The organism is Aeromonas sp. (genome assembly GCF_050252055.1).
GTDB classification, from domain to species: Bacteria; Pseudomonadota; Gammaproteobacteria; order Enterobacterales; family Aeromonadaceae; genus Aeromonas; species Aeromonas caviae.
On record NZ_JBFWLQ010000007.1, the window covers coordinates 186492 to 207596 of the forward strand.

Genomic DNA, 21105 nt, shown 5'->3' on the forward strand with positions numbered 1-21105 from the left:
TGCCCCTGACGGGTCAGCTTGCCTGGGCCACGGCCGTGCGGCGAGAGAAGAAGAGACTGTCCAGCAGCCAGATGGCAACCATGGAGGCCCCCACCAGCGGGAAGCAGATCCCGAGCACGACCAGCACCGCGATGGCACCGCTCATGGGAGGCAGCTTGGCGGGCAGGGGCGGGGCGGCGAGGCGACCACTGGGACGGCGGCTCCACCAGATCCAGAGCCCGCTCACCGAGCTTGCCAGAATCATCAGGCAGATGAGCAGCATGACGAGCTGGTGCGGCCAGCCGTAGAGCTTGCCCATGTGCAGCATGACGCCGGTTTCCACCGTCTTGGCGACCGGGCCGTAATCCTGCCAGCGCACGTCGACCAGCACCTTGCCGCTGTATTGGTCGATGTGCAGGGTGGCGTCGTTGCGGGGATCATCGGCAAAGATGGCGATGGTATAGACGCCGGTTTCACCGACCGGGGGGGTGATGCTGTAACCCGGGCTGACCCCACGCTCGCTGGCGATGTCGACCACCTGTTGCAGCGGAATGCGATGGCTGGCCATGACCATGCCCTCGTGTCCGCCGCCATGGGTCATGGCGCTGTGATCATGGCTCTCTGCCGTGGGTTGGGAGCTCGGCATGGGCAGGGTCTCGGCCCCCCAGGAGACGGTCTGTTCGTGAGCCTGGTTGAGGCTGCGGGTGAGGGGGGCCGACTTGGGCACCTCGTTCCACATGGCCGCAGGGAAGCGGTTCCAGACGTCGGCGAACTGGCCGCCCCAGAAACCGGTCCAGGTCATGCCCGTCAGCAGCAGCAGCAGCAGGAAACCTGCGCCCCAGAAGCCGACCACGGCGTGCAGATCACGCCACCAGAGACGGCCGCGCTGGTGCATTCTCGGCCAGAGGATGCCTCCCACACCCGGTCCCTTGCGGGGCCACCAGAGATAGAGTCCGCTGACGAGGAGCACGATTCCCCAGCCTGCGGCCAGCTCGATCAGGCGATCACCCGTGGTGCCAAGCATCAGCTCCGCATGGAGAGCGCGCGCCACCGCCTGCAGGTTCCACTTGTTGTCCATTGTACCGAGCAGGGCGCCGTTCGCGGGATCCATGAAGAGGGTCAGCTCCTGCCCTTCACGCATCACGACTATCTGGGCGCTCGCGTCTGCTGCCACCGGGGGCAGGTATTTGCGCAGGCTGGCGTCCGGCATGGCGATGGTTGCCTTGGCCAGCAGCTGGTCGGCACTCAGGGTCTGGGTGGCGGGCGTCACCTTCATCAGCTGGGGGTAGAGCAGGTTGTCCAGCTGCGGCTTGAACAGATAGACGATGCCGGTGAGGGAGAGCAGGATCAGGAAGGGGGCGACGAAGAGACCGGCATAGAAATGCCAGCGCCAGATCCGTTGGTAATAACTTGCGTCTTGTTGCTTCATCGTTGATCCCTGGGTGAACGCCAAAAGGTTTCAGTAGGTGGAATGTTTTGAGTGGCGCGGATAATAGCAGCAACGTTTTGTTAACTGCAACAGAACATGTCGAAGAAATGTACATTCCGCCATCGGGGTAAAAACGGGGGTTGAATGGCGCTTTCCGTTCACAATGCGGGGAGCTTCATGGACTTTTCGGGGATAAATTCTTACTTTGTGGCAACACAGGGCATATCAGCCGCAGCGAAGGACTCAAGGCAGGAGGTGAACGTGCAAGCACACGGCCATTTTGAGATGCAGCGACAAGGGCAACTGCTGATCTGTCGGCCGAGCGGCCCTTTCAACCTGGCAGGCGCCATGGCCTATGAGGGCAAGTTCAGCCAGCAGATAAGCCGTTTGCAGGGAGCCCCCTGGGGCATCGTCGAGGTCGCGACCGAGTTCGAGGCCGCCGGCCCCGAGGTGCTGGCCCGTTTTCGTCGCCAGTTCAACTGGTGCGCCACTCATGGCTGCGCCTTTCTGGCGGTGGTCATGATCGGGGATTTCAAACGTTATCTGGCGGATCACGTCTTCAGCGAGCTTCCCTTTCAGGAGGTGCGCTATTTCGAGGAGGAAGCACAGGCCATCCACTGGCTGACACAGCGCCTCGAGGGGCTGCAAGGCAAGGAGATCCACGTCAGCACGGGTTGAACATCCCGGTTACTCCAGCCTGATGAACCACTTGTCCCGCTCGTCGAGGCAGTCGGGCTCCCCCATCTCGAATTCACGGCAGATAAGCGGCCGCACCTCGTAGATGCGACACATCATGGTGTTGCGGTCGAGGGCGGCGCACCAGCCATCTTCCAGTCTGTGCATCACGGGCACTTCTCCTTCCCGCTCCTCGATATAGCGGTCCGGCACGCCGGTGTCGGTGAAGAGCATCACCTCGAGGCGGCAGCAGCAGGCTTCGCAGTTCTGGCAGCTCACATCGCTCTGGATTGCTTGGGTCATGTCACCTGTCTTGCCGCATGGCGGCGAATGATATGAAACAGGCGCCTGTCAGGCGCCTGTGGTCTGGCTGGGGCGTATGAAATACCTTAGCCCAGTTTGCGGGCACGGTAGCTGCGCCCCTTGATCTTGCCTTCCTGCAACCGCTTGAGGGCGGCGCTCGCCACCTGGCGCTTCACCGCCACGTAGGAGTACTGCTCGGAAATCTGGATTTTGCCCACATCGGCCCCGGCAATGCCGCCTTCGCCGGTCAGGGCGCCGAGGATGTCACCGGCACGCACCTTGCTCTTGCGGCCCGCATCGATGGAGAGGGTCACCATCTGCGGCGCGATCGGCTTGATGTCGCGGCCGATCCCGGCCAGGTCGCCCTGGGGAATGGGGGCCTGCTGGTACTCCTCGATGAAGTTGACGCGCTGGGCCTCGTTCGGCTGGTAGAGGCTCAGGGCCAGGCCCTGCTGGCCGGCGCGGCCGGTACGGCCGATGCGGTGCACATGCACCTCGGGGTCGTAGGTGAGCTCGTAGTTGATGACGGCGCCCAGCTCCTTGATGTCGAGGCCGCGGGCCGCCACGTCGGTGGCGACCAGTATGGTGGCGCTGCCGTTGGCGAAGCGCACCAGCACCTGATCCCGCTCACGCTGTTCCAGGTCACCGTTCAGCGCCAGCGCCGAGAAGCCCTTGGCGGCCAGGTGATCGGCCACGTCGTTGCAGGCGCGCTTGGTGTTGCAGAACACCACGCAGGAGCCCGGTTGGTAGTGGCTGAGCAGCCAGGTGAGGGCATCGAGGCGCTGGCCGGCCGGCACTTCATACAACTTCTGTTCGATGGCGCTCTCTTCGTGCAGGGACTCCACGCTCACCTCCACCGGGTTGCGTTGCACGCCGCGGCTCATCTGGGCGATCCCTTCCGGATAGGTGGCGGAGAACAGCAGGGTTTGCCGGTCCCGCGGGGCGTGGCTGATGACGCGGTTGATGTCTTCGCCAAAGCCCATGTCCAGCATGCGATCCGCTTCGTCCAGCACCAGCGTCTTGAGGTCGTCGAGCTCAAGGGTGCCCTGCTCCAGGTGCTTGAGGATCCGGCCCGGGGTGCCGACGGCGATGTGGGCGCCAAAGCCCAGGGTGGCGGATTGCGGTGCGGTCGGGGTGCCGCCGCACAGGGTCACCAGCTTGACGTTGGGCAGGGTACGGGCAAGACGGCGGATCTCGGTGGCCACCTGATCCGCCAGCTCGCGGGTCGGACAGAGCACCAGCGCCTGCACGGCCAGTCGGTTGACGTCCAGCTTGGCCAGCAGACCCAGGCCGAAGGCCGCGGTCTTGCCGCTGCCGGTTTTCGCCTTGGCGATCAAATCTTTGCCGTCGAGCACCAGGGGCAGGCTCTGGGCCTGGATCGGGGTCATCTGCAGATAGCCCAGGCTGGCGAGGTTGTCCTGCAGGGCGGAGGAGAGGTTCAGGCTGCTAAATTCGCTGTTGTTCACAAAAGGACTCTATGTCGGAAAACCAGAAATGGGGGTGCGCGGTGCGCAAGGGGGCGCATCATACCAGAATGTGCCGCCGGATGCGGTGAATATTTGAACGGTTGGCGTCATGGGTTGCCGATGGAGGCTTCTGTCTGCGTTGGCGGGCTTGCGGTATGTAAAAAGAGCACAATGGAACAGGGTGGTCATGGCCAGATCATGATGAATGGCGAGAAAACGTTTTTAATTAAACATGTCCTGGTGATGATGAGTCATCGGAGGATGCCATATGGGATATAGCCGTTATGAAATATATATACGAATGAGGAATAAAATTAATGAAAGAGCATAACTTATTGTTTTTGATTTATTTTTAAGCTTTCTCAATGACGATTAATAATCATGTGTCTTGGCAATTAATTTAAAAACGTTTGTATTATTTCGCATGCATATTTTTACCGCGGATTGTGATGATTCTCTGATTTTTAAATATGCAGTTCTTTATGATGGCGCCGGTCAAAAATAACAATTCAATGGGTGCTACTGGTATGGAATACGTTCATTTCGTGCTCGGACTCGTGATGGTCCTGGCATTGGCGTTGCTGGCAAACCGCCGCAACTGGAAACAGATCAAGCTGCGTTACATCGGCCAGCTGCTGGTGGTCGAGCTGGCGCTCGCCTGGTTCATGCTCAACTCCGAAGTGGGTCTGGCGGTGGTGGGTGGCTTTGCCGCCGGCTTCACCAAGCTGATGGAGTTTGCCAAGCAGGGGACCGACTTCGTGTTCGGCGGTCTGGTCAACGAAGGGGCCTTCTCCTTCTTCCTGATGGTGCTGATGCCCATCGTCTTCATCTCCGTGTTGATCGGCATTTTGCAGTACATCCGTCTGCTGCCCATCGTCATTCGTGGCATCGGCACCGTGCTGGCCAGGATCAACGGTATGGGCAAGCTGGAGTCCTTCAACGCCATCAGCTCCATGATCGTCGGTCAGTCCGAGAACTTCATCGCCCTCAAGAACATACTGCCGCACCTGAACGAGAAGCAGATGTACACCCTGGCGGCGACAGCCATGTCCACCGTCTCCATGTCCATCGTCGGTGCCTACATGCAGCTGATCGAGCCGCGCTACGTGGTGGCCGCACTGGTACTCAACATGTTCAGCACCTTTGTGGTGCTTTCCCTCATCAACCCCTACGAGCCCGACAATACCGTGACCGATGCCAAGGCGCTGGCCGAGGGTGACGAGCACCATACGCCGAAGAAGGAGAACTTCTTCGAGATGCTGGGGGAATACATCATGGCCGGTTTCACCGTGGCGGTGATCGTCGGTGCCATGCTGGTGGGCTTCATTGCCCTGATCGCCCTCATCAACTACCTGTTCGAGGCGGCGTTCGGCGTCAACTTCCAGCACGTCATGGGCTACATCTTCTATCCCGTTGCCTGGATCCTGGGCATCCCGGGCAGTGAAGCGCTGCAGGCCGGCTCCATCATGGCGACCAAGCTGGTGACCAACGAGTTTGTGGCCATGATGGATCTGGGCAAGATTGCCGCCGAGCTCTCCCCGCGCACCGTCGGCATCCTCTCCATCTTCATGGTGTCGTTCGCCAACTTCAGCTCCATCGGCATCATTGCCGGTGCGGTGAAGGCGCTCAACGAAGAGAAGGGCAACATGGTTTCCCGCTTCGGTTTGAAGCTGGTCTATGGCTCCACCCTGGTGAGCCTGCTCTCCGCCGTTATCGCCGGTGTGATGATCTAGGTCCTCCCCCCGCGCTGCTCATGACGACCCCCTGCCTTGGCAGGGGGTCTTTTTTTGGGCAGATGAGCGGGTGAACAGAGGAGGGGACTGGTCGGCAGCCCGGCCATCAAGCGCGAGGGTCTTCCACCTTGATGTTGGCGGGGACCCGCTTTTTGCCCAGCACCATGGCGCGGACCAAATCGCTGCGGGTGAGGCGATCGGTCAGGAGTACCACTGCCGCATGGACGCCAACGGCGGCCATCAGGGTGTTGGCGATGATGCCGTGCAGCTCCTCCAGCCACTCCTCGCCCCAGAAGGCATCCCAGGTGGTGAGCCAGCCGGTGACGACGGTCCCGACCAGGGACAGCAGCAGCAGCCAGATCATCAGGGAGCCGACCGGATTGTGGCCGAGGTAGTAGGGGTGGCGCCCCTGGGCGAGCTGGCGCAGGTAGTAGCGGACCCGGGCAGGGGTTGGCCACCACTGGCCGAAGCGGGCGTAATAGGGGCCGATCAGCCCCCACAGCAGGCGGATGATGAGCAGGATGCCCACCGCGTAGCCAGCATATCTGTGGGGTTTGCTGCCCTCTTCCAGCACGAAGAAGTTGAGCAGGCAGAGGGTGACGGTCGCCCAGTGAAACACCCGGATGAGGGGATCCCAGACTTTCACTTCGGAGGCAGGTGTCATGGCAAGGCTCCATGGTGGGGGCCGGGGGAAGACCGGCCCGGGGCGGCGTTACTCGTCGATCTCTTCTTTCACCTTTTTCAGGTCGGTCGGGTCGAAGTAGATCTCGACCTTGCGCTTCTCCTTGTCCCAGCCGTAGATCTCGTAGCAGCCGGTCTTGGTGGCCTTGAACTTCTTGATGTCGTAGCCCATCGCCTTGATCTGCTGCTGGGCGTCGGCTTCGCTCATCCACTTGCTCTTGTCGGCCTGGGTGCATTGGGGGTCGGCCAGGGCTGCGCCGCTCAACAGGGGGATCAGTAACAACAGGGGGGTCAGTTTCATTGCTTGCTCCTTGCGGGTGGTTGGGTCAACAGTCGCAAGGCTAATCAAGGAGCATTAAGGAAGAATTAAGGGAAAAGGGAAATGAATGGCTCTCCCCGGCAGGGGGCCGGGGAGAGGGTGATCAGCTCAGCTTGCCCCTGACCAGCCACTTGTCCAGCGCATTGGCGAAGCGCTGCTTGTCGGCGGCGTTGAAGGGCGCAGGGCCACCGGTCTGGACGCCGGCAGAGCGCAGCTCCTCCATGAAGTTGCGCATCCCGAGCCGTGCCTGGATGGTCTCCCTGGTGTAGATTTCGCCCCGGGGATTGAGCGCCTCGCCCCCGGCGTCGATGACCCAGGAGGCGAGGGGAATGTCGCCGGTGATCACCAGGTCGCCGGGCTTGACCTGCTGGGCGATGACATGATCTGCCACATCGAAGCCCTTCTCCACCTGCTGGGTCTTGATGAAGGGGGAAGGGGGGACTCTGAGCCCCTGGTTGGCCACTAGCGTGGTCACCACCTGGGCGCGGTGGGCGGCGCGGTAGAGGATCTCCTTGACCGGGATGGGGCAGGCATCGGCATCAACCCAGATGGGCATGGCATGGCTTCCTGTGTCTGGAACGGGTGGCGCATCTTAGCATGGCTGGCGCGGGGCGGCTGCCCCGGGGCTGAGTCGTCCCCGCCTTTGGTGTAAGCTGGGGCCTGCACATGAAACGAGAAGGAGACGAGATGGATCGGGTGCCCGGTGACGTGATTTATGGCCTGACCCTGGACGGCAAGGGGGGCATGACCCCGCTGGCCGAAGGTAGCGAGATCCCCTGTGCCCAGCCCGGCTGGCTGCATCTGGACTATGGCAACCCGGAGTCGGCGCGCTGGCTGCTGCAGACGCCGCTGCTGGGGGAGGCGGCCCGGGAGGCCCTGCTCGGCCAGAGCAATCGTCCCAAGCTGGTGCGGATGGGGGAGACGGTGCTGCTGATCCTGCGCGGCATCAACCACAACAAGGATCACAGGCCTGAAGAGATGGTGGCCCTGCGGATCTTCATCACGCCAGATCTCATCATCAGCAGCCGACGTCGTCCGCTGCTCTCCGAGAAAGATGTGTTCGAGCAGCTGTCGCTGGGGGGCGGTGCCGACACACCCGCCGACTGGCTGGTGGAGATATGCGACGCCCTGACCGACCGGGCCGGGGAGTTCGTCGAGGAGCTGCACGACCAGATCCTGGATCTGGAGGAGATGGTGCTGATGCGCGACCTGCCCGCCAACGGTCGGCTTGCGCGCATCCGCAAGCAGCTCATCATGATCCGTCGCTACCTCTCCCCCCAGCGGGATCTGGTGGCGCGCCTGGCCAACGAGAAGATCAGCTGGCTGGACGAAGATGACAGGCGACGCCTGCTCGACATCGCCGACCGCTTGCGGCGCTGGCTCGACGATCTGGATGCCGGGGTGGCGCGCACCGCCGTGCTGGCGGACGAGATCAACAACCTGATGGCGGAGGCGACCAACCGCCGTGCCTACCAGATGTCGGTGATGGCGCTGCTGTTCCTGCCCGCCAGCTTCCTGACCGGCCTGTTCGGCATCAACCTGGGGGGGATCCCCGGGGCCGAGAGTCCGACCGCCTTCTGGGTGTTCTGTGGCTTCCTGCTGGTGCTGGCGACCGGACTGGCGGTCTGGCTCAAGCACAGGCGCTGGTGGTAAGGAGTGAACATGACGACATGGGAATCTTTTGGCGTGACCCTGCTGCTGTTGCTGGGGCACACCCTGGTGCGCGGCCTCATTCACAAGAGCCTGATGGCCCTTGGCCAGAGCCGGCAGGTGAGCGAGAACCGGGTACTCTACGTGGAGCACGTATTCCACTTCCTGCTGGGCTGCGCCACCTTGCTGATCCTGGCCGGGGTCTGGGGGCTCGACTTCTCCCGGCTGGTGGTGCTCGCCTCCTCCTTCTTCGCGGTACTGGGGGTCGCCATGGTGGCCCAGTGGTCGATCCTCTCCAACATCACCGCCAGCATTACCATCTTCTTCGCCTTCCCCTACAAGATTGGCGATCGCATCCGCATCCTCGACAAGGATGACTCCGTCACCGGCATCATCACCGAGATCGGCCTCTTCTACGTGCGGGTGCGGGATGACAACGGCGATCTGGTCACCTATCCGGCCAACCTTATTCTGCAAAAGCCGGTGAGGCGGCTGGAGGGAAAGGAGGCTGAGTCCACGCAGCCGGAATGAGAAAAGGCTCCCTCGGGAGCCTTTTTCGATGGCTGTTCAGCGTTCGAAGAAGCGGTAGAGGTGCTCGACCTGGACGGGGCAGTCGGCCACCAGGTGGATGTGGTCCCGTGCCTCCTCGGTGGACGAGAAGCTCATGGGGCACCCCAGGGTGTCCGTCATCACGTAGAGGTGGCCGTCCTGCCCTCTGAACTCCACGATCCAGCCGGGGGAGACGATGTCGTGCATGATCTCCGCCTCCTTGAACCTGTGCTGCTGGTGAAGCGCGCGCAATTCACTGACTGTCATGACATCCTCCTATGACTCATGGCGCCACCCTCAAGTCTAGTTCTCCTTCCCGGTGGCGCCGTCATCGGATCAGGGCCCCGTCGCCCCCTCCCGGGGCGGTTGCAGGGCGATCAGCAGCTCCCCGGGCAGCGGCGTGACAGGGCCGGTGACCACCCTGGGTCTGGCCTTGGCATCCAGCACGAACAGAGGAATGGCGCCGGGATTGGCCTCCTGATACTGGTCCCAGTCGAAGGTGTCGCTCAGGCGGGTCGCCTTGATCTGCCCGCCCCGACTCAGCAGGCCGCTCAGCCTGGCGAAGTTGATGTCGGCGCCGAACAGGTTCTGGCGGGCACGGAAGGTGGCGCTCTCCCGGTTGGCCTTGCCGTGTTGTTCGCTGGAACGCAGGGAGTGGACCTTCTCCTCCCCGTAGAGGTGGGCGAAGTGCAGTACCCCGAGGGCGTTGTTGTGGCGGCTGGGAGAGAGCGCCAGCACGGTGCTGATGCTGGTGAGGGGCAGGTGCCGCTCGGCGTGCTCCGACTGGGGGTTGCCGAAGTAGCAGGGCAGGCCGCTCATGCGGGCCAGCTTGCAGTGCTCCCAGGCAGGATCGGAGAGCTGCACCGGGATCCCCTGATCCGCCAGCGCCTTGCCGATGGCCCGGGCCACCGAGTTGGCGCCGATGAGCAGCCAGACATTGGGGGCGCTCTGGCGCATGTCGAGCAATCTGGCCAATGGCGTGGCCGTCAGGCTCTGCAGTACCACGGTGAAGATGATGACCGCAAACACCAGGGGCACCAGCTTGTCGGCATCCTCGATGCCGGCCTCGTGCATGCTGATGGCGAAGGAGGCGCTGACCGCCGCCGCCACTATGCCCCGGGGGGCTATCCAGGCGAGCAGGGCGCGGGCGCGCCAGGGCAGGTCCGACCCCCGGGTCGAGACCAGGATGCAGAGCGGGCGGGCCACGAACTGCACCACGCACAGCAGGGCCAGCACCATGGGGCCGAGCTGCCAGAGCTGGGCCAGATCGAGGCGGGCCGCCAGCAGGATGAAGAGGGAGGAGATGAGAATGACGGCGAGATCCTCCTTGAAGGCCAGCACCTCCTCCAGATCCAGCCCCTCCTGGTTGGCGAGCCAGATGCCGAACACCGTCACCGCCAGCAGGCCGGATTCGTGACTGAGCCAGTCAGACAGGGTGAAGGTCACCAGCACCAGCGCCAGTACCCCGAACTTGTGCAGGCTGACCGGCAGCCAGTCCTTGCGGATGAGCAGGGTGGTGAGCCAGCCGGCACCGACCCCGATGAGCGACCCCACTCCCACCGTCTTGGCCAGGGCCAGCAGGGTATGACCGACCAGATCTCCCTGGCTGCCGAGGCGCACCGCCTCGAACACCAGTACCGCGAACAGGGCGCCGATGGGGTCGATGACGATCCCCTCCCAGCGCAGGATCTTGTCCACCTCCCGGACCGGGCGGATCACGTTGAGCATGGGGGCGATCACCGTGGGGCCGGTCACCACCAGCACGGCGCCGAGCACCATGGCGACCCGCCAGTCCAGCCCAAGCAGGAAGTAGCTGGCGGCGCCGATGACGGCAAAGCTGGTCACCATGCCGGTGGAGCAGAGGTTGCGTACCACCTTGCCGATCCCCTTGAGTTCGGTCAGGTGCAGGGTCAGCGCCCCTTCAAACAGGATGATGGCGACCGAGAGGGAGACCAGGGGAAACAGCAGATCCCCCAGCAACTGATCGGGATCGAGCAGACCGGTCACCGGGCCGAGCAAGAGGCCGCTCAGCAGCAGGAACAAAATGGCGGGAACGCGCACGGACCAGGCAAGCCATTGGGCGAGCAGGGAGATGAGGGCTATTCCGGCGAGGGAGAGAGCAATCATGCCAACCTCGTACAGGTGATGGGGTTGGACCTAGTGTAGCGGGGAAGGGGGGCAAGATGACACCCGCCAGGCGTGCAGGAGAGAGCCGCTCAGATCAGATGGGGCTCTCTTTGTGGAGTTCGGTGACGCAATCGGTCACCGCCAGCACCAGGGCGGAGCGCACCATCTGATCGAGCCGGTTGAGCTGCATCTGGTAGAGGGGCCAGTCCTCCTCGTTGGCCGGGGGATCCTGCGGCATCATGCTGCCCTGCTGGATGGCATTCAGGCGCTCGAGCAGATCGCGGACCGGCTTGTCGCTGAAGCGGTAATCCTTGGGGTCGCGTACCAGAAAGTCGCGGATCTTCAGGTATGCCTCGAGATCCTGATAGCGCTCGAGGGAGATGAGGCCGAGGGCGAAGATGAGCTTGAGGCGCACCTCCAGCTGGCCGAGAGGGCCGCTCTGGTTGAGCAGGGGTTCGATGGCGTATTTGACGGCATACTCCTCCTGACGAAAGGCTCGCCGCATCAGGGAGTCGACCGCCTCTTCCAGGATGGTCACGACCTCGAGAAAGAAGCCGCGGGGGCCATCCTGCTCGTTCAGTCGCTCCAGTACTTCATCTTCCTGGTGTGTGGTCATAAGTGCTTCGGGTCCGGCTGACAGGGGGAGAGCAGGCCCTCCCCCGGTTTGTATCGTATGGGGTCCGTCACGGGCGGTGTGACGCCACCCCATCAGGTCACTTCAAGTTGTTGTAACGGGCGACGATGGTGCGTACCACATCGCTGTGCTCATCCAGGCCGGTGACGCGGGCCAGGGTCCGTGCCGGACCGAGTTCCGCCAGCATGGCCTGCAACTCCACCGCCTGGGGATCGTCCTCATTGCGGTAATGCAGTGCGGCGGCGATGCCCTCCTGCAGGTGATCGCTCGGCAGGCCGTATTCCAGGGTGCCGAGCAGCGGCTTCACCAGTCTGTCCCCCGCCGCCAGCTTGCGCAGCGGCTGGCGACCGACCCGGTCAATCTCGTCCACCAGATAGGGGTTGGCGAAGCGGGAGAGGATCTTCTCGATGTAGGCGGCGTGCAGGCGCGGGTCGAAGCCATAGCGTTTCACCAGCACGGCCCCGCTCTCCTCCATGGCGCGGCGCACCTTGCTGCGGATCAGCGGATCCTCGATCGCCTCGCGCACGGTGTGATAGCCCCTGAGCTTGCCGAGGTAGGCGGTGACGATGTGGCCGGTGTTGAGGGTGAACAGCTTGCGTTCGACGAAGGCCATCAGGTTGTCGGTGGGCTCCATGCCTGCCACCTGGGGCAGCTCCCCCTTGAACTGGGTCCGATCGACGATCCACTCGCTGAAGCTCTCCACCGTCACCTCCAGGGGATCGTCGTTCGCCGCGGCGGGTGGAACGATGCGATCCACCGCCGAGTCGACGAAGCCGACGCACTGCTCGAGGGTGGCATGATACGCGACCGGCAGGTACTTGAGTACCTCCTCCTTGAGGTGGCTGGTGCCGCGCACCATGTTCTCGCAGGCGATGACGTTGAGGGGAGTCAGGTTGCCGGCATCGAAGCGGGCCTGCAGCCCCTTGGCCAGGGTGCTGGCAATCTTGTCCAGGATGTTGGGGCCGACCGCCGTGGTGACCAGATCGGCGGTGATGATACGGGCGATCACCTCGTGTCCGGCCGAGCTGACGGCGGCAACGTTGCGCACCACGTCCAGCTTCTGATCCGTGCCCACCACGTGCACCTTGTACTCCTGGCGGTGGTTGAGCTGGTCGATCAGGGTCTCGTTGACGTCGGCGAAGGTGACCTGATGGCTGGCGTCAGCCAGCAGTTTGCCGATGAAGCCCCGACCGATGTTGCCGGCACCAAAATGCAATGTTTTCATGATATTAACCTCTACAACCAAAGACGATGACGGATGATTACGCGGCCTGCTCGGCCCCCAGCAGATCCAGGAACTCCTGGGGATCCTGGGTGCTGGCCAGACGGTCGACGAGACCGGGCTCATCCAGTGCATTGGTCAGGCGGGTTATGACCTGTATGTGTTCATCGTTGCGGGCGGCAATGCCGATGACCAGGCGCGCTACCTCATCGGCGCCCTCGCCGAAGGCGACTCCGGCCGGGTACTGGCAGATGACGATGCCGGTACGCTTCACGTGCTCCTTGGCGGCGATGGTGCCGTGGGGCACGGCGATGGATTCGCCGAGGTAGGTGGAGACCAGCTGTTCGCGCTCCAGCATGGCGTCGACGTAGTCCGGTGCCACATAGCCTCGCTCGGCCAGCAGCTTGCCGGCGGTCACGATGGCCGCTTCCTTGCTCTCGGCCTTGAGGCCCAGGTGCACGTCCTGCAGGCTCAGGGTGAAGACTTCCGGCTCCTGCGGCTCGTAGCTGTCGTCGTTGGCCGCCACCAGCAGTTGCGGGTTGGCGATGTCATCGTTGGCCGCGTTGGCCAGGCTGAGGTTCTGCACCAGCTCCTGATAGAGGGCGTTGTCGAGGAAGTTGGTCAGCGAAATGTGCTGTGCATGCGGCGCATGGCGACGGGCACGGTCGGTGAGATCCTTGTGGGTGATGACCAGATCCACCTGATCGTCCAGGTTGTTGATGGCACGGTTGGTGACGCTGATGTCGAGACCGGCGGCCTGCACCCGCTTGCGCAGCATGCCGGCGCCCATGGCGCTTGAGCCCATGCCCGCATCGCAGGCGACGACGATGTTGCGCACTGCGGTCAGCTCGGTTTCCGGCTTCTTGGCGGCGGTGGTCTCTGGCTTGGCACCCTTCATGGCTTTCATCTTGCGGGTGGCTTCACCCAGGGCATCGGCCTCGTCGGCTTCCGGCTGCTGGGCACGGACGAACACGGCAGCGACCAGGAAGGAGACGGTGGCGGAGGCGACGATGGAGAGCAACACCCCGATGAGGGAGGCTTTCGGCGTCATCAGCAGCACGGCGAAGATGGAGCCCGGGGAGGCGGGGGAGACCAGACCGGCGTTGAACAGGGTCAGGGTGAAGACCCCGGTCATGCCGCCTGCGATCACCGCCAGGATGAGGCGCGGGTTCATCAGCACGTACGGGAAGTAGATTTCGTGGATGCCGCCGAAGAAGTGGATGATGGACGCACCGGCAGCGGACTGCTTGGCGGCGCCACGGCCGAACACCATGTAGGCCAGCAGCACGCCCATGCCCGGACCCGGGTTCGCTTCGATCAGGAAGAAGATGGAGCGGCCCTGTTCGGTGGCTTGCTGGATCCCGAGCGGCGAGAAGATGCCGTGGTTGATGGCGTTGTTCAGGAACAGGATCTTGGCCGGCTCGACGAAGATGGAGGTCAGCGGCAGCAGGCTGTGGGCGACCAGGAAGTCGACACCACCGGCCAGGGCGCCGGAGAGCACCTTGACGAAGGGACCGATGACGAAGAAGGCGAGAATGGCGAGCAACATGCCGATGATGCCGGCGGAGAAGTTGTTCACCAGCATCTCGAAGCCGCTCTTGACGCGACCTTCCATCGCCTTGTCGAAGCGCTTGATGGCCCAGCCACCCAGCGGGCCGACCATCATGGCGCCCATGAACATGGGGATGTCGGTCCCCACGATGACGCCCATGGTGGTGATGGCACCGACCACGCCGCCGCGCTCACCACCCATCAGCTTGCCGCCGGTATAGCCGATGAGCAGCGGCAGCAGGTAGGTGATCATGGGACCTACCAGCTTGGCCAAGGTTTCATTGGGCAGCCAGCCGGTGGGGATGAAGAGGGCGGTGATGAAGCCCCAGGCGATGAAGGCGCCTATGTTGGGCATGACCATATTGGACAGGAAGCGTCCAAAATTCTGTATCTTGACTTTGGTATCCGGTGATAACATGTCGGGACCCCGTTTTAAGCCTGTGTGATTAAAAGTGGTAGTCGGGATGACGAGTTTTGCCGAACTCCCATCCCAGTCGTCTAAGCAACTTCAATCTACCAGCTTGTGATCAAATTAGGCTGAAAACGGGGTGTCTTGTGACCTGGATCTCAAATACCCCGACCTCCCCCCTCCCGGCATAGTGATGACGATCACAGTCAGTCGCTGTATTTCGGCTACATTTCGATCTTCTCGCCTCTGGGTGTCAATTTTTTGTGATTGATGTCTCGTTTTGTGGTTTGCGCAAACACGGTGTCAACGTGACCGTCATCACAAAACAAAATTTTGCACTCAAATGAGTCATAGTTTATCGCCTCGTATTCGCAAGTAATGACGATGGATATGCCGCAGTTCATCGTTAATCACCAATGAATCATTTATTTTGTAACCCACTTTCAGTTTTTCCCCCGTGAGGTTCGGTTCCGACAAGGCCTCTTTTGACGCCCGGGTGGCGGATCCTGATCCGCTCCCGTCTCGCTCCTCCCTGCCGGTCGCGACGCAGGCAGGAGCTTGCGAGCGGGTCTCCCATCCCGTCTGCCCGCGGAGCGCAGCCATAAAAAAAGCCCGCAGGATGCGGGCTTTTGCAGGGCAGACAAACAGGGGGATCACTGCGCCTTGGGGGCCTCGTCGGCAGGCGCGGCATCGGCCTCGCTGGCAGGGGCGACCGGCGCCGGACCCGGCACCAGATCCACCGCCGGCTTGGCGATGAGGGAGCGGGTCTCTTCCACCGCCTCGGTCAGCTTCACCTCGATGATCTGGCCGAGCTCGTAGACCACCTCGGTCTTGTCCAGATAGACGCGACCGTTGTCCCAGTTGCACTCCAGCCGATCCTTGTTGTCCAGGATATGGCGGGCGGGCATGAAGACCACGGCGCCGTTCTCCTGCAGGCGCAGCTTGAGGCCGGCGCGCATCACGTCGATGATCTCGGCGTTGAACACCTTGTCGGTGCCCGCATCGGCCTTGAGGTAGCGCACATAGAGCCAGTCGCCGATGTCGCGCTCCACCATGCGGTGCAGGCGGCGGCAGGCGGTCAGGTGCTCGGTCAGCTCCAGGCTGGGGCGCTCACCCGGGGTCTTGCCGGCGATGACCGCCTTGAGCAGGCGATGGTTGACCATGTCGCCGTATTTGCGGATGGGGGAGGTCCAGGTGGCGTAGGCATCCAGACCCAGGCCGTAGTGGGCGCCCGGTTCGGCGGACATCAGGGCATAGCTCTGGAAGCGGCGGATCTTGCCGTCCAGCCAGCGGGTGTCCAGGTTGTCTATCCAGCGGCGCAGGGCGCAGAAGCCGGAGAGGCTGGCGATCTCTTCCTTCTCGAACGGGGCCTCGGCGGTCTTGAGCAGCTCGATGGCGCCGTCCAGGGACTCCTCGTCAAAGCCGGTGTGGACGTTGAAGATGCCGTAGCCGACCTCTTTGCCCAGCACGCGGCCGGCGCAGATGTTGGCGGCGATCATCGACTCTTCCACCATGCGGTTGGCGATGCGGCGCGGCTCCACGTGGATGGCCAGCACTTCGCCGTCTTCACCCAGCTCGAAGTCGTAGTCGGGTCTGTCCGGGAACACCAGGGCGTGCTCGGTACGCCACTTGATGCGGGCCTCCGTCATCGCCTTCATCAGGGGCAGCTGGGCCAGGACGCCGGCGTCGATATCCAGCGCTTTGCCGTGCTCGGCCCAGTCGGAGACGTCGTCATAGCTGAGACGGGCATGGGAAACGATGCGGGCGGCGAAGAACTCGGTCTCCTCCAGCAGCAGGCCATCCTCGGCGATGAGCAGACGGGCGCACAGGGTGTTGCGCTCCTCGCCCTCTTTCAGGGAGCAGAGCTCGTCGGAGAGGGTGCGCGGGATCATGGGTACGTTGCGTCCCGGCATGTAGACGGTGAAGGCGCGCTGGGCGGCCTCCTTGTCCAGCTCGCTCCCCTCGGCCACATAGGCGGTCGGGTCGGCGATGGCCACCAGCAGCTCCCAGCCGTTCTCCAGCTTGGTGATGGCCAGGGCATCGTCCATGTCCTTGGTCTTGGCACCGTCGATGGTGAAGAAGGGAACCTGGGTCAGATCCCGGCGGGGCAGCTCTTCCTCTTCGATCACCTTCCACTCCGGCAGGTCCGCCGGTTCAATCTGGGCCAGGTTGTGGCGCGCCAGCACCACCCACCAGGGCACGTTGTGATCTTCCTGGGTGGCGATGAGCTGGGTGATCTCGGCGGAGAAGTTGCCGTCCACCAGGGCATGGCGCTTGAGGGTGGCAACCACCCAGTCCCCTTCCTTGAAGGACTTCTCGTCCAGACCCTTCTTGGCGCGGGCCTTGATGGCGTCCTTGATGAGGGGGTGGTCGGGCACCACGTTGAGACGGTCGCGGAACATCTTCACGCGGCCGACGAAGCGGGTGACGGCCTGCTCCAGCAGGGCATCCGGCTCGGCCACCTCTTTCTCTTTTTCAGTGCGGATCAGGGCGCTCACCCGGTCACCGTGCATCACCTTCTTCATGTAGGGAGGCGGCACGAAATAGCTGGTCTTCTCATCGACCTCCAGGAAGCCGAAGCCCCGATCGGAGGCGCGGATCACACCCTCTTTCTTGGGGATGTTTTCGCGGATTTGTTGCTTGAGCTGGGCCAGCAGCGGATTGTCTTGGAACATAAATGGGGAACCTGAGTGGAGACCTGATGGTTAATCGCCCAGCACTATACGTTTTTACCCCCCCAAAGCCAAGGTGAATGGCCCCCTCAACGGGGTTGCAGTGCCCGTCGTCCCTGCTGGATCAGGCGCTGGGATATCTGCTTGTGCAGCCCCCGCTCCAGCACCCAGCGGTGCCAGTAGAGCTGCTCGACCAGGTGGTGATCCGGGTTGAGATCGAGCAGGCGCCCCTCTTCCAGTTGCTGGCGGATCTGCAATTCCGGGATGAGGCAGCAGGCCAGCCCCTGCTCCGCCATGGCGACGAAGGCCTCGGAGGATCGCACCGTGTGGCAGGGGTAGCCACCGGGGGGGAGGGCGAAATGACGGGCCATGTAGCTGATGTGCATGTCGTCGCGCTGATCGAAGGCTACCGCCGGCGCCTTGGCCAGGGCCGCCGCCGTGAGGCCGTTCGGGAAGTGGCGGGCGACGAAGGCGGGGCTGGCGGTGAGCAGATAGCGCATCTCGCCGAGTTCGTCGACGCAGCAGCCCGCCAGCGGTTGGGGTTGCAGGCTGACGGCGCCGAACGCCTGCCCCTCGCGCACCCGGTCCAGGGTGCGGCTCTCGTCATCCACCAGCAGGTTCAGCTCGATGGGGTATTGCTCCAGCAGCGGCGCCAGGGCGGGCAGGAACCAGGTAGCCAGGCTGTCGGCATTGACGGCGATGCTGACCCGGATGGGGGCCCTGGGCTCGTCGGGGGAGAGCTCGCCGGCCAGCTCCAGCTCCAGCTGGCGCACCTGGCGATAGTGGGCCAGCAGCTTCTGGCCGAGCCCCGTGGCCTGCAGCGGCTGGCTGCGGATGATGAGCGGCTCCGCAAACTGCTGCTCCAGCTGCTTGATGCGCTGGGAGATGGCGGACTGGGTAATGTGCAGGCGCTGGGCGGCACGCTCGAAGTTTTGCTCCCGGATCACCGCGTCCAGGGCCAGCAGCAGCTTGTAGTCCAGCGTCTTCATCAGCATTCCTTATGAAAAAAGGGAGTTCAGCAAGAATGCTACTCAAGGGAGCGCCAGAGGACAACCTGACCGCCCCCATGGAGGGGGCCCGTGCCCGGGGCCGCCCCTGTGAGATGTGACAGTAGTCCTGACGTGAGATTCATAAGATACTCATCCGGTCCGTTTTTGCATGGGGTGGAAACGGACCATAGCGAGCGTCTTGAATCCCGGGCCGGTCCCGGGACTTTTTTTGCTCAGATGACGGCGAGCAGAGCATCCCCCGCCGGCCGGTAATGGCCCTGCAGGGGGCGATGGACGGCGCGGTCGAAACGCTCGTCCAGGTGGAAGCGGATGCCGACTCCGCGCACGGCCCCCAGATCCACCGCCTGGCGATGGCCGAGGCGCTCGATGGGCAGGCCGAGGCGGCGGAAGATGCGCTCCACCGGCAGGCTGACCACGGCCACCAGCTCGCGGATCCCCTGCTCCCTGGCGAAGGCCAGCACCTCGCGGAAGATGACGCAGGTGAGTTCGCTGATGCCGTTCTCCAGGCGAGGGGCCCGGTCGGCGTCGATGGCGAGGCGGGTCAGCTCCCACACGTCGTTGCCGCGCGGCGGGGCTTCGCCAGCGAGGGCGGTGGGGAAGATGCTGGGCAGCATGTAATCCTGGGCGCAACTGAGCAGGCGGATGCAGCCGCACAGCCCCTGCTTGTCTTCAATCAGCACCCAGTGGGTGTCGGGCTTGTCGAAGTTGTCCCGCTCCAGGCCACGGCGGGATTCCACGTCCCAACCGAGTCGATCGGAGAAGACGCGGTTGCGAAATCGGTAGAGCTCGTTTTCGACCTCCCATCTGGGGTGTTCTTTCAATTTTCCTTTGAAAACAAGCATTCATGTCTCTCCATTTCATGGTTAGGCGCTATAATCCAAGGCCTTGGCCAGGGGAGGCTTGCCTATGACACGCGACCAACTGCTTGAGTACCTGGAACATTTCACGCTGGTGACCGATGGCAACCGGTTGTCCGAGCTCATCGGCCGCTTCACCCTGGGAATGGGTTACGACTACTACCGCTTCGCCCTCATCCTGCCCATGTCGATGCAAAGGCCCAAGGTGGTGCTGTTCAACCAGTGCCCCGACTCCTGGGTACAGGCCTACACCCTGAACAACATGCTGGCCTGCGATCCCATCATCCAGCTCGCCCGCAGGCAGACCCTGCCCATCTACTGGAACCGGCTGGACGAGAAGGCGCGCTTCCTGCAAGAGGGGAGCATGGATGTGATGGGGCTGGCGGCGGAATTCGGGTTGCGCAACGGCATCTCGTTCCCGCTGCACGGGGCGGCGGGGGAGAACGGCATACTCTCTTTCATCACCCGGGAGCGGGCATCGAGTGATCTGATGCTGGAGTCCTCGCCCATCCTCTCCTGGATGTCCAACTACATCTTCGAGGCGGCGATCCGGATCGTGCGCCAGAGCATGAGGGAGGACGATCCCCAGGAGCCCCTGACGGAGCGGGAGACCGAGTGCCTGTTCTGGGCCAGCGAAGGGAAGACATCGGGGGAGATCGCCTGCATCCTCGGCATCACGGAGCGCACCGTGAACTACCACCTCAATCAGGTCACCCGCAAGACGGGGTCGATGAACCGCTACCAGGCCATCGCCAAGGGGGTGAGCAGCGGCATCCTGCTGCCGAACCTGGAGCAGGTGGTGGTCACCAACTTCCCCTCCCTGCTGCAGTGAATACAGGCCCGGCGGCACCGGCTCGTCGCCTGGCATCCCCTCTGTCGCCATCACCGCTGTCCTGCGCCGTCCCATCCTGCCGCCGATTCTCGGGGCGGGGCTGTGACCCCACAATTGTCAGATCCTGCAATTGACAACCTTCTTTGTGTGGTTTCGGCCCGGTTTTCATCAGTTTTATGAATGCATCAGAAAATGAATGAATTTCTCTGATTACCCGCGCCCCCTTATAGTGCGTTTCTCTCTTTCACAGGAACGCATCCCCATGTTCGCCACCACCCTGCAAGGCTTTACCCTCGGCCTCGCCATGATCATCCCCATCGGGGCCCAGAATGCCTTCGTGCTGAGCCGGGGCATTCACCGCAATCACCACCTGCTGACGGCGACCCTCTGCTGCCTGTGCGATCTCGTGCTGATCGGCATCGGGGTGTTCGGCGGGGCCAACCTGCTGGCGGCCAGCCCGATCGGCCTGGCCCTGTTGACCTGGGGCGGCGTGCTCTTCCTCGGCTGGTTCGGTATCCGTTCCCTGCGCAGTGCCTGGCGCGGCCAGGGGGCGGCCCTGGCGGATTCCCCCCAGCTGATGGGGGTCAAGGGGGTGCTGGCCATGACGCTGGGGGTGACCCTGCTCAATCCCCATGTCTATCTGGATACCCTGATGCTGCTCGGCTCCTTCGGCAGCCAGTTTGCCGAGGATCTGAGGCCAGCCTTCGCGGCGGGGGCCATGCTGGCTTCTCTGGTCTGGTTCTACGGACTGGCGTTCGGGGCGGCGGCACTCTCCCCCTGGCTTGCCAGGGGCCGGGTGCAGCAAGCCATTGATCTTGTTGTAGGTCTCATCATGCTGGTGCTGGCGGCCAAGCTGGCATTGGGTGCCATACCGGCCTCATGAGGCTATTTTTGTGCCGGGCTTCATAAAAATGAGTCCCGGTGCCATCTGCTGACATATTCGTCTGTTAAATTCCCGGCGCTGGTAAAGCGTTACTCATAATAAAAGGGAAAAAACAGTGAATAAC

At 63.0% G+C, this 21105-nt stretch carries 20 protein-coding genes; 6 read left to right on the forward strand and 14 right to left on the reverse strand.

The annotated features are described in order from the left end of the window. Positions 1-13: 13 nt before the first annotated feature. On the reverse strand, positions 14-1408 hold the full coding sequence (locus tag AB7E19_RS14275; RefSeq protein ID WP_322131310.1) for a PepSY domain-containing protein: 1395 nt from the start codon (positions 1406-1408) through the stop codon (positions 14-16). Between the two features lie 285 nt (positions 1409-1693). On the opposite strand from AB7E19_RS14275, the gene AB7E19_RS14280 reads away from it, so the two are divergent. Further along, a complete protein-coding gene (locus AB7E19_RS14280) occupies positions 1694-2086 on the forward strand; it encodes a hypothetical protein (protein WP_200164893.1) in 393 nt (130 codons plus the stop codon). Between the two features lie 9 nt (positions 2087-2095). Here AB7E19_RS14280 and AB7E19_RS14285 read toward each other — a convergent pair whose 3' ends face one another. Both AB7E19_RS14285 and dbpA read right to left on the reverse strand, forming a co-directional pair. Next, positions 2096-2386 (reverse strand): YkgJ family cysteine cluster protein, encoded by a 291-nt coding sequence (locus AB7E19_RS14285; RefSeq protein ID WP_039039772.1) that lies wholly within the window; start codon positions 2384-2386, stop codon positions 2096-2098. Between the two features lie 86 nt (positions 2387-2472). Then, positions 2473-3852, reverse strand: coding sequence for an ATP-dependent RNA helicase DbpA (dbpA, locus tag AB7E19_RS14290; RefSeq protein ID WP_039039771.1), 1380 nt, complete (start codon positions 3850-3852; stop codon positions 2473-2475). A 527-nt stretch (positions 3853-4379) separates the two neighbouring features. On the opposite strand from dbpA, the gene AB7E19_RS14295 reads away from it, so the two are divergent. Beyond that, on the forward strand, positions 4380-5585 hold the full coding sequence (locus tag AB7E19_RS14295) for a NupC/NupG family nucleoside CNT transporter (protein WP_041214374.1): 1206 nt from the start codon (positions 4380-4382) through the stop codon (positions 5583-5585). Positions 5586-5691: 106 nt separating this feature from the next. Here AB7E19_RS14295 and AB7E19_RS14300 read toward each other — a convergent pair whose 3' ends face one another. The 3 genes from AB7E19_RS14300 to AB7E19_RS14310 all read right to left on the reverse strand — a co-directional run bounded on the left by AB7E19_RS14300 (position 5692) and on the right by AB7E19_RS14310 (position 7141). Further along, entirely contained in the window at positions 5692-6249 is a 558-nt protein-coding gene (locus AB7E19_RS14300) for a cytochrome b/b6 domain-containing protein (RefSeq protein ID WP_103259422.1), read from the reverse strand. Between the two features lie 48 nt (positions 6250-6297). After that, the gene (locus AB7E19_RS14305; RefSeq protein ID WP_010672753.1) at positions 6298-6567 is read right to left on the reverse strand and encodes a PepSY domain-containing protein; all 270 of its coding nucleotides are present in this window, start codon (positions 6565-6567) and stop codon (positions 6298-6300) included. 121 nt (positions 6568-6688) lie between these two features. Next, on the reverse strand, positions 6689-7141 hold the full coding sequence (locus AB7E19_RS14310) for a YaiI/YqxD family protein (protein ID WP_039039769.1): 453 nt from the start codon (positions 7139-7141) through the stop codon (positions 6689-6691). A gap of 131 nt (positions 7142-7272) precedes the next feature. Between AB7E19_RS14310 and zntB the strand changes: the two genes are divergently transcribed. Further along, positions 7273-8238, forward strand: a complete 966-nt coding sequence (gene zntB, locus AB7E19_RS14315; RefSeq protein WP_174213885.1) for a zinc transporter ZntB — start codon at positions 7273-7275, stop codon at positions 8236-8238. A gap of 9 nt (positions 8239-8247) precedes the next feature. Beyond that, the gene (locus AB7E19_RS14320; RefSeq protein WP_039039767.1) at positions 8248-8766 is read left to right on the forward strand and encodes a mechanosensitive ion channel domain-containing protein; all 519 of its coding nucleotides are present in this window, start codon (positions 8248-8250) and stop codon (positions 8764-8766) included. A 36-nt stretch (positions 8767-8802) separates the two neighbouring features. On the opposite strand, the gene AB7E19_RS14325 is transcribed toward AB7E19_RS14320, so the two are convergent. The 8 genes from AB7E19_RS14325 to AB7E19_RS14360 all read right to left on the reverse strand — a co-directional run bounded on the left by AB7E19_RS14325 (position 8803) and on the right by AB7E19_RS14360 (position 19251). Then, the gene (locus tag AB7E19_RS14325; protein ID WP_010672757.1) at positions 8803-9051 is read right to left on the reverse strand and encodes a hypothetical protein; all 249 of its coding nucleotides are present in this window, start codon (positions 9049-9051) and stop codon (positions 8803-8805) included. Between the two features lie 69 nt (positions 9052-9120). Further along, positions 9121-10911 (reverse strand): cation:proton antiporter, encoded by a 1791-nt coding sequence (locus AB7E19_RS14330; protein WP_041214376.1) that lies wholly within the window; start codon positions 10909-10911, stop codon positions 9121-9123. Positions 10912-11005: 94 nt separating this feature from the next. Then, on the reverse strand, positions 11006-11527 hold the full coding sequence (locus tag AB7E19_RS14335) for an MltR family transcriptional regulator (RefSeq protein ID WP_010672759.1): 522 nt from the start codon (positions 11525-11527) through the stop codon (positions 11006-11008). Positions 11528-11624: 97 nt separating this feature from the next. Next, positions 11625-12770 (reverse strand): mannitol-1-phosphate 5-dehydrogenase, encoded by a 1146-nt coding sequence (locus tag AB7E19_RS14340; RefSeq protein WP_042015428.1) that lies wholly within the window; start codon positions 12768-12770, stop codon positions 11625-11627. Between the two features lie 37 nt (positions 12771-12807). Then, positions 12808-14736, reverse strand: a complete 1929-nt coding sequence (locus AB7E19_RS14345; protein WP_427935693.1) for a PTS mannitol transporter subunit IICBA — start codon at positions 14734-14736, stop codon at positions 12808-12810. Positions 14737-15380: 644 nt separating this feature from the next. After that, on the reverse strand, positions 15381-17402 hold the full coding sequence (locus AB7E19_RS14350) for an exoribonuclease II (RefSeq protein ID WP_103243799.1): 2022 nt from the start codon (positions 17400-17402) through the stop codon (positions 15381-15383). A gap of 86 nt (positions 17403-17488) precedes the next feature. Beyond that, a complete protein-coding gene (locus AB7E19_RS14355) occupies positions 17489-18388 on the reverse strand; it encodes a LysR family transcriptional regulator ArgP (RefSeq protein ID WP_010672764.1) in 900 nt (299 codons plus the stop codon). Between the two features lie 233 nt (positions 18389-18621). Beyond that, the gene (locus tag AB7E19_RS14360; protein ID WP_029313613.1) at positions 18622-19251 is read right to left on the reverse strand and encodes an acyl-homoserine-lactone synthase; all 630 of its coding nucleotides are present in this window, start codon (positions 19249-19251) and stop codon (positions 18622-18624) included. Between the two features lie 64 nt (positions 19252-19315). Here AB7E19_RS14360 and AB7E19_RS14365 point away from each other — a divergent pair, with 64 nt between their 5' ends. Together AB7E19_RS14365 and lysE are read left to right on the forward strand one after the other, a co-directional pair. After that, positions 19316-20098, forward strand: coding sequence for a LuxR family transcriptional regulator (locus tag AB7E19_RS14365; RefSeq protein ID WP_010672766.1), 783 nt, complete (start codon positions 19316-19318; stop codon positions 20096-20098). Positions 20099-20360: 262 nt separating this feature from the next. Then, the gene (lysE, locus tag AB7E19_RS14370) at positions 20361-20981 is read left to right on the forward strand and encodes an L-lysine exporter (RefSeq protein ID WP_408776288.1); all 621 of its coding nucleotides are present in this window, start codon (positions 20361-20363) and stop codon (positions 20979-20981) included. Positions 20982-21105: the final 124 nt, after the last annotated feature.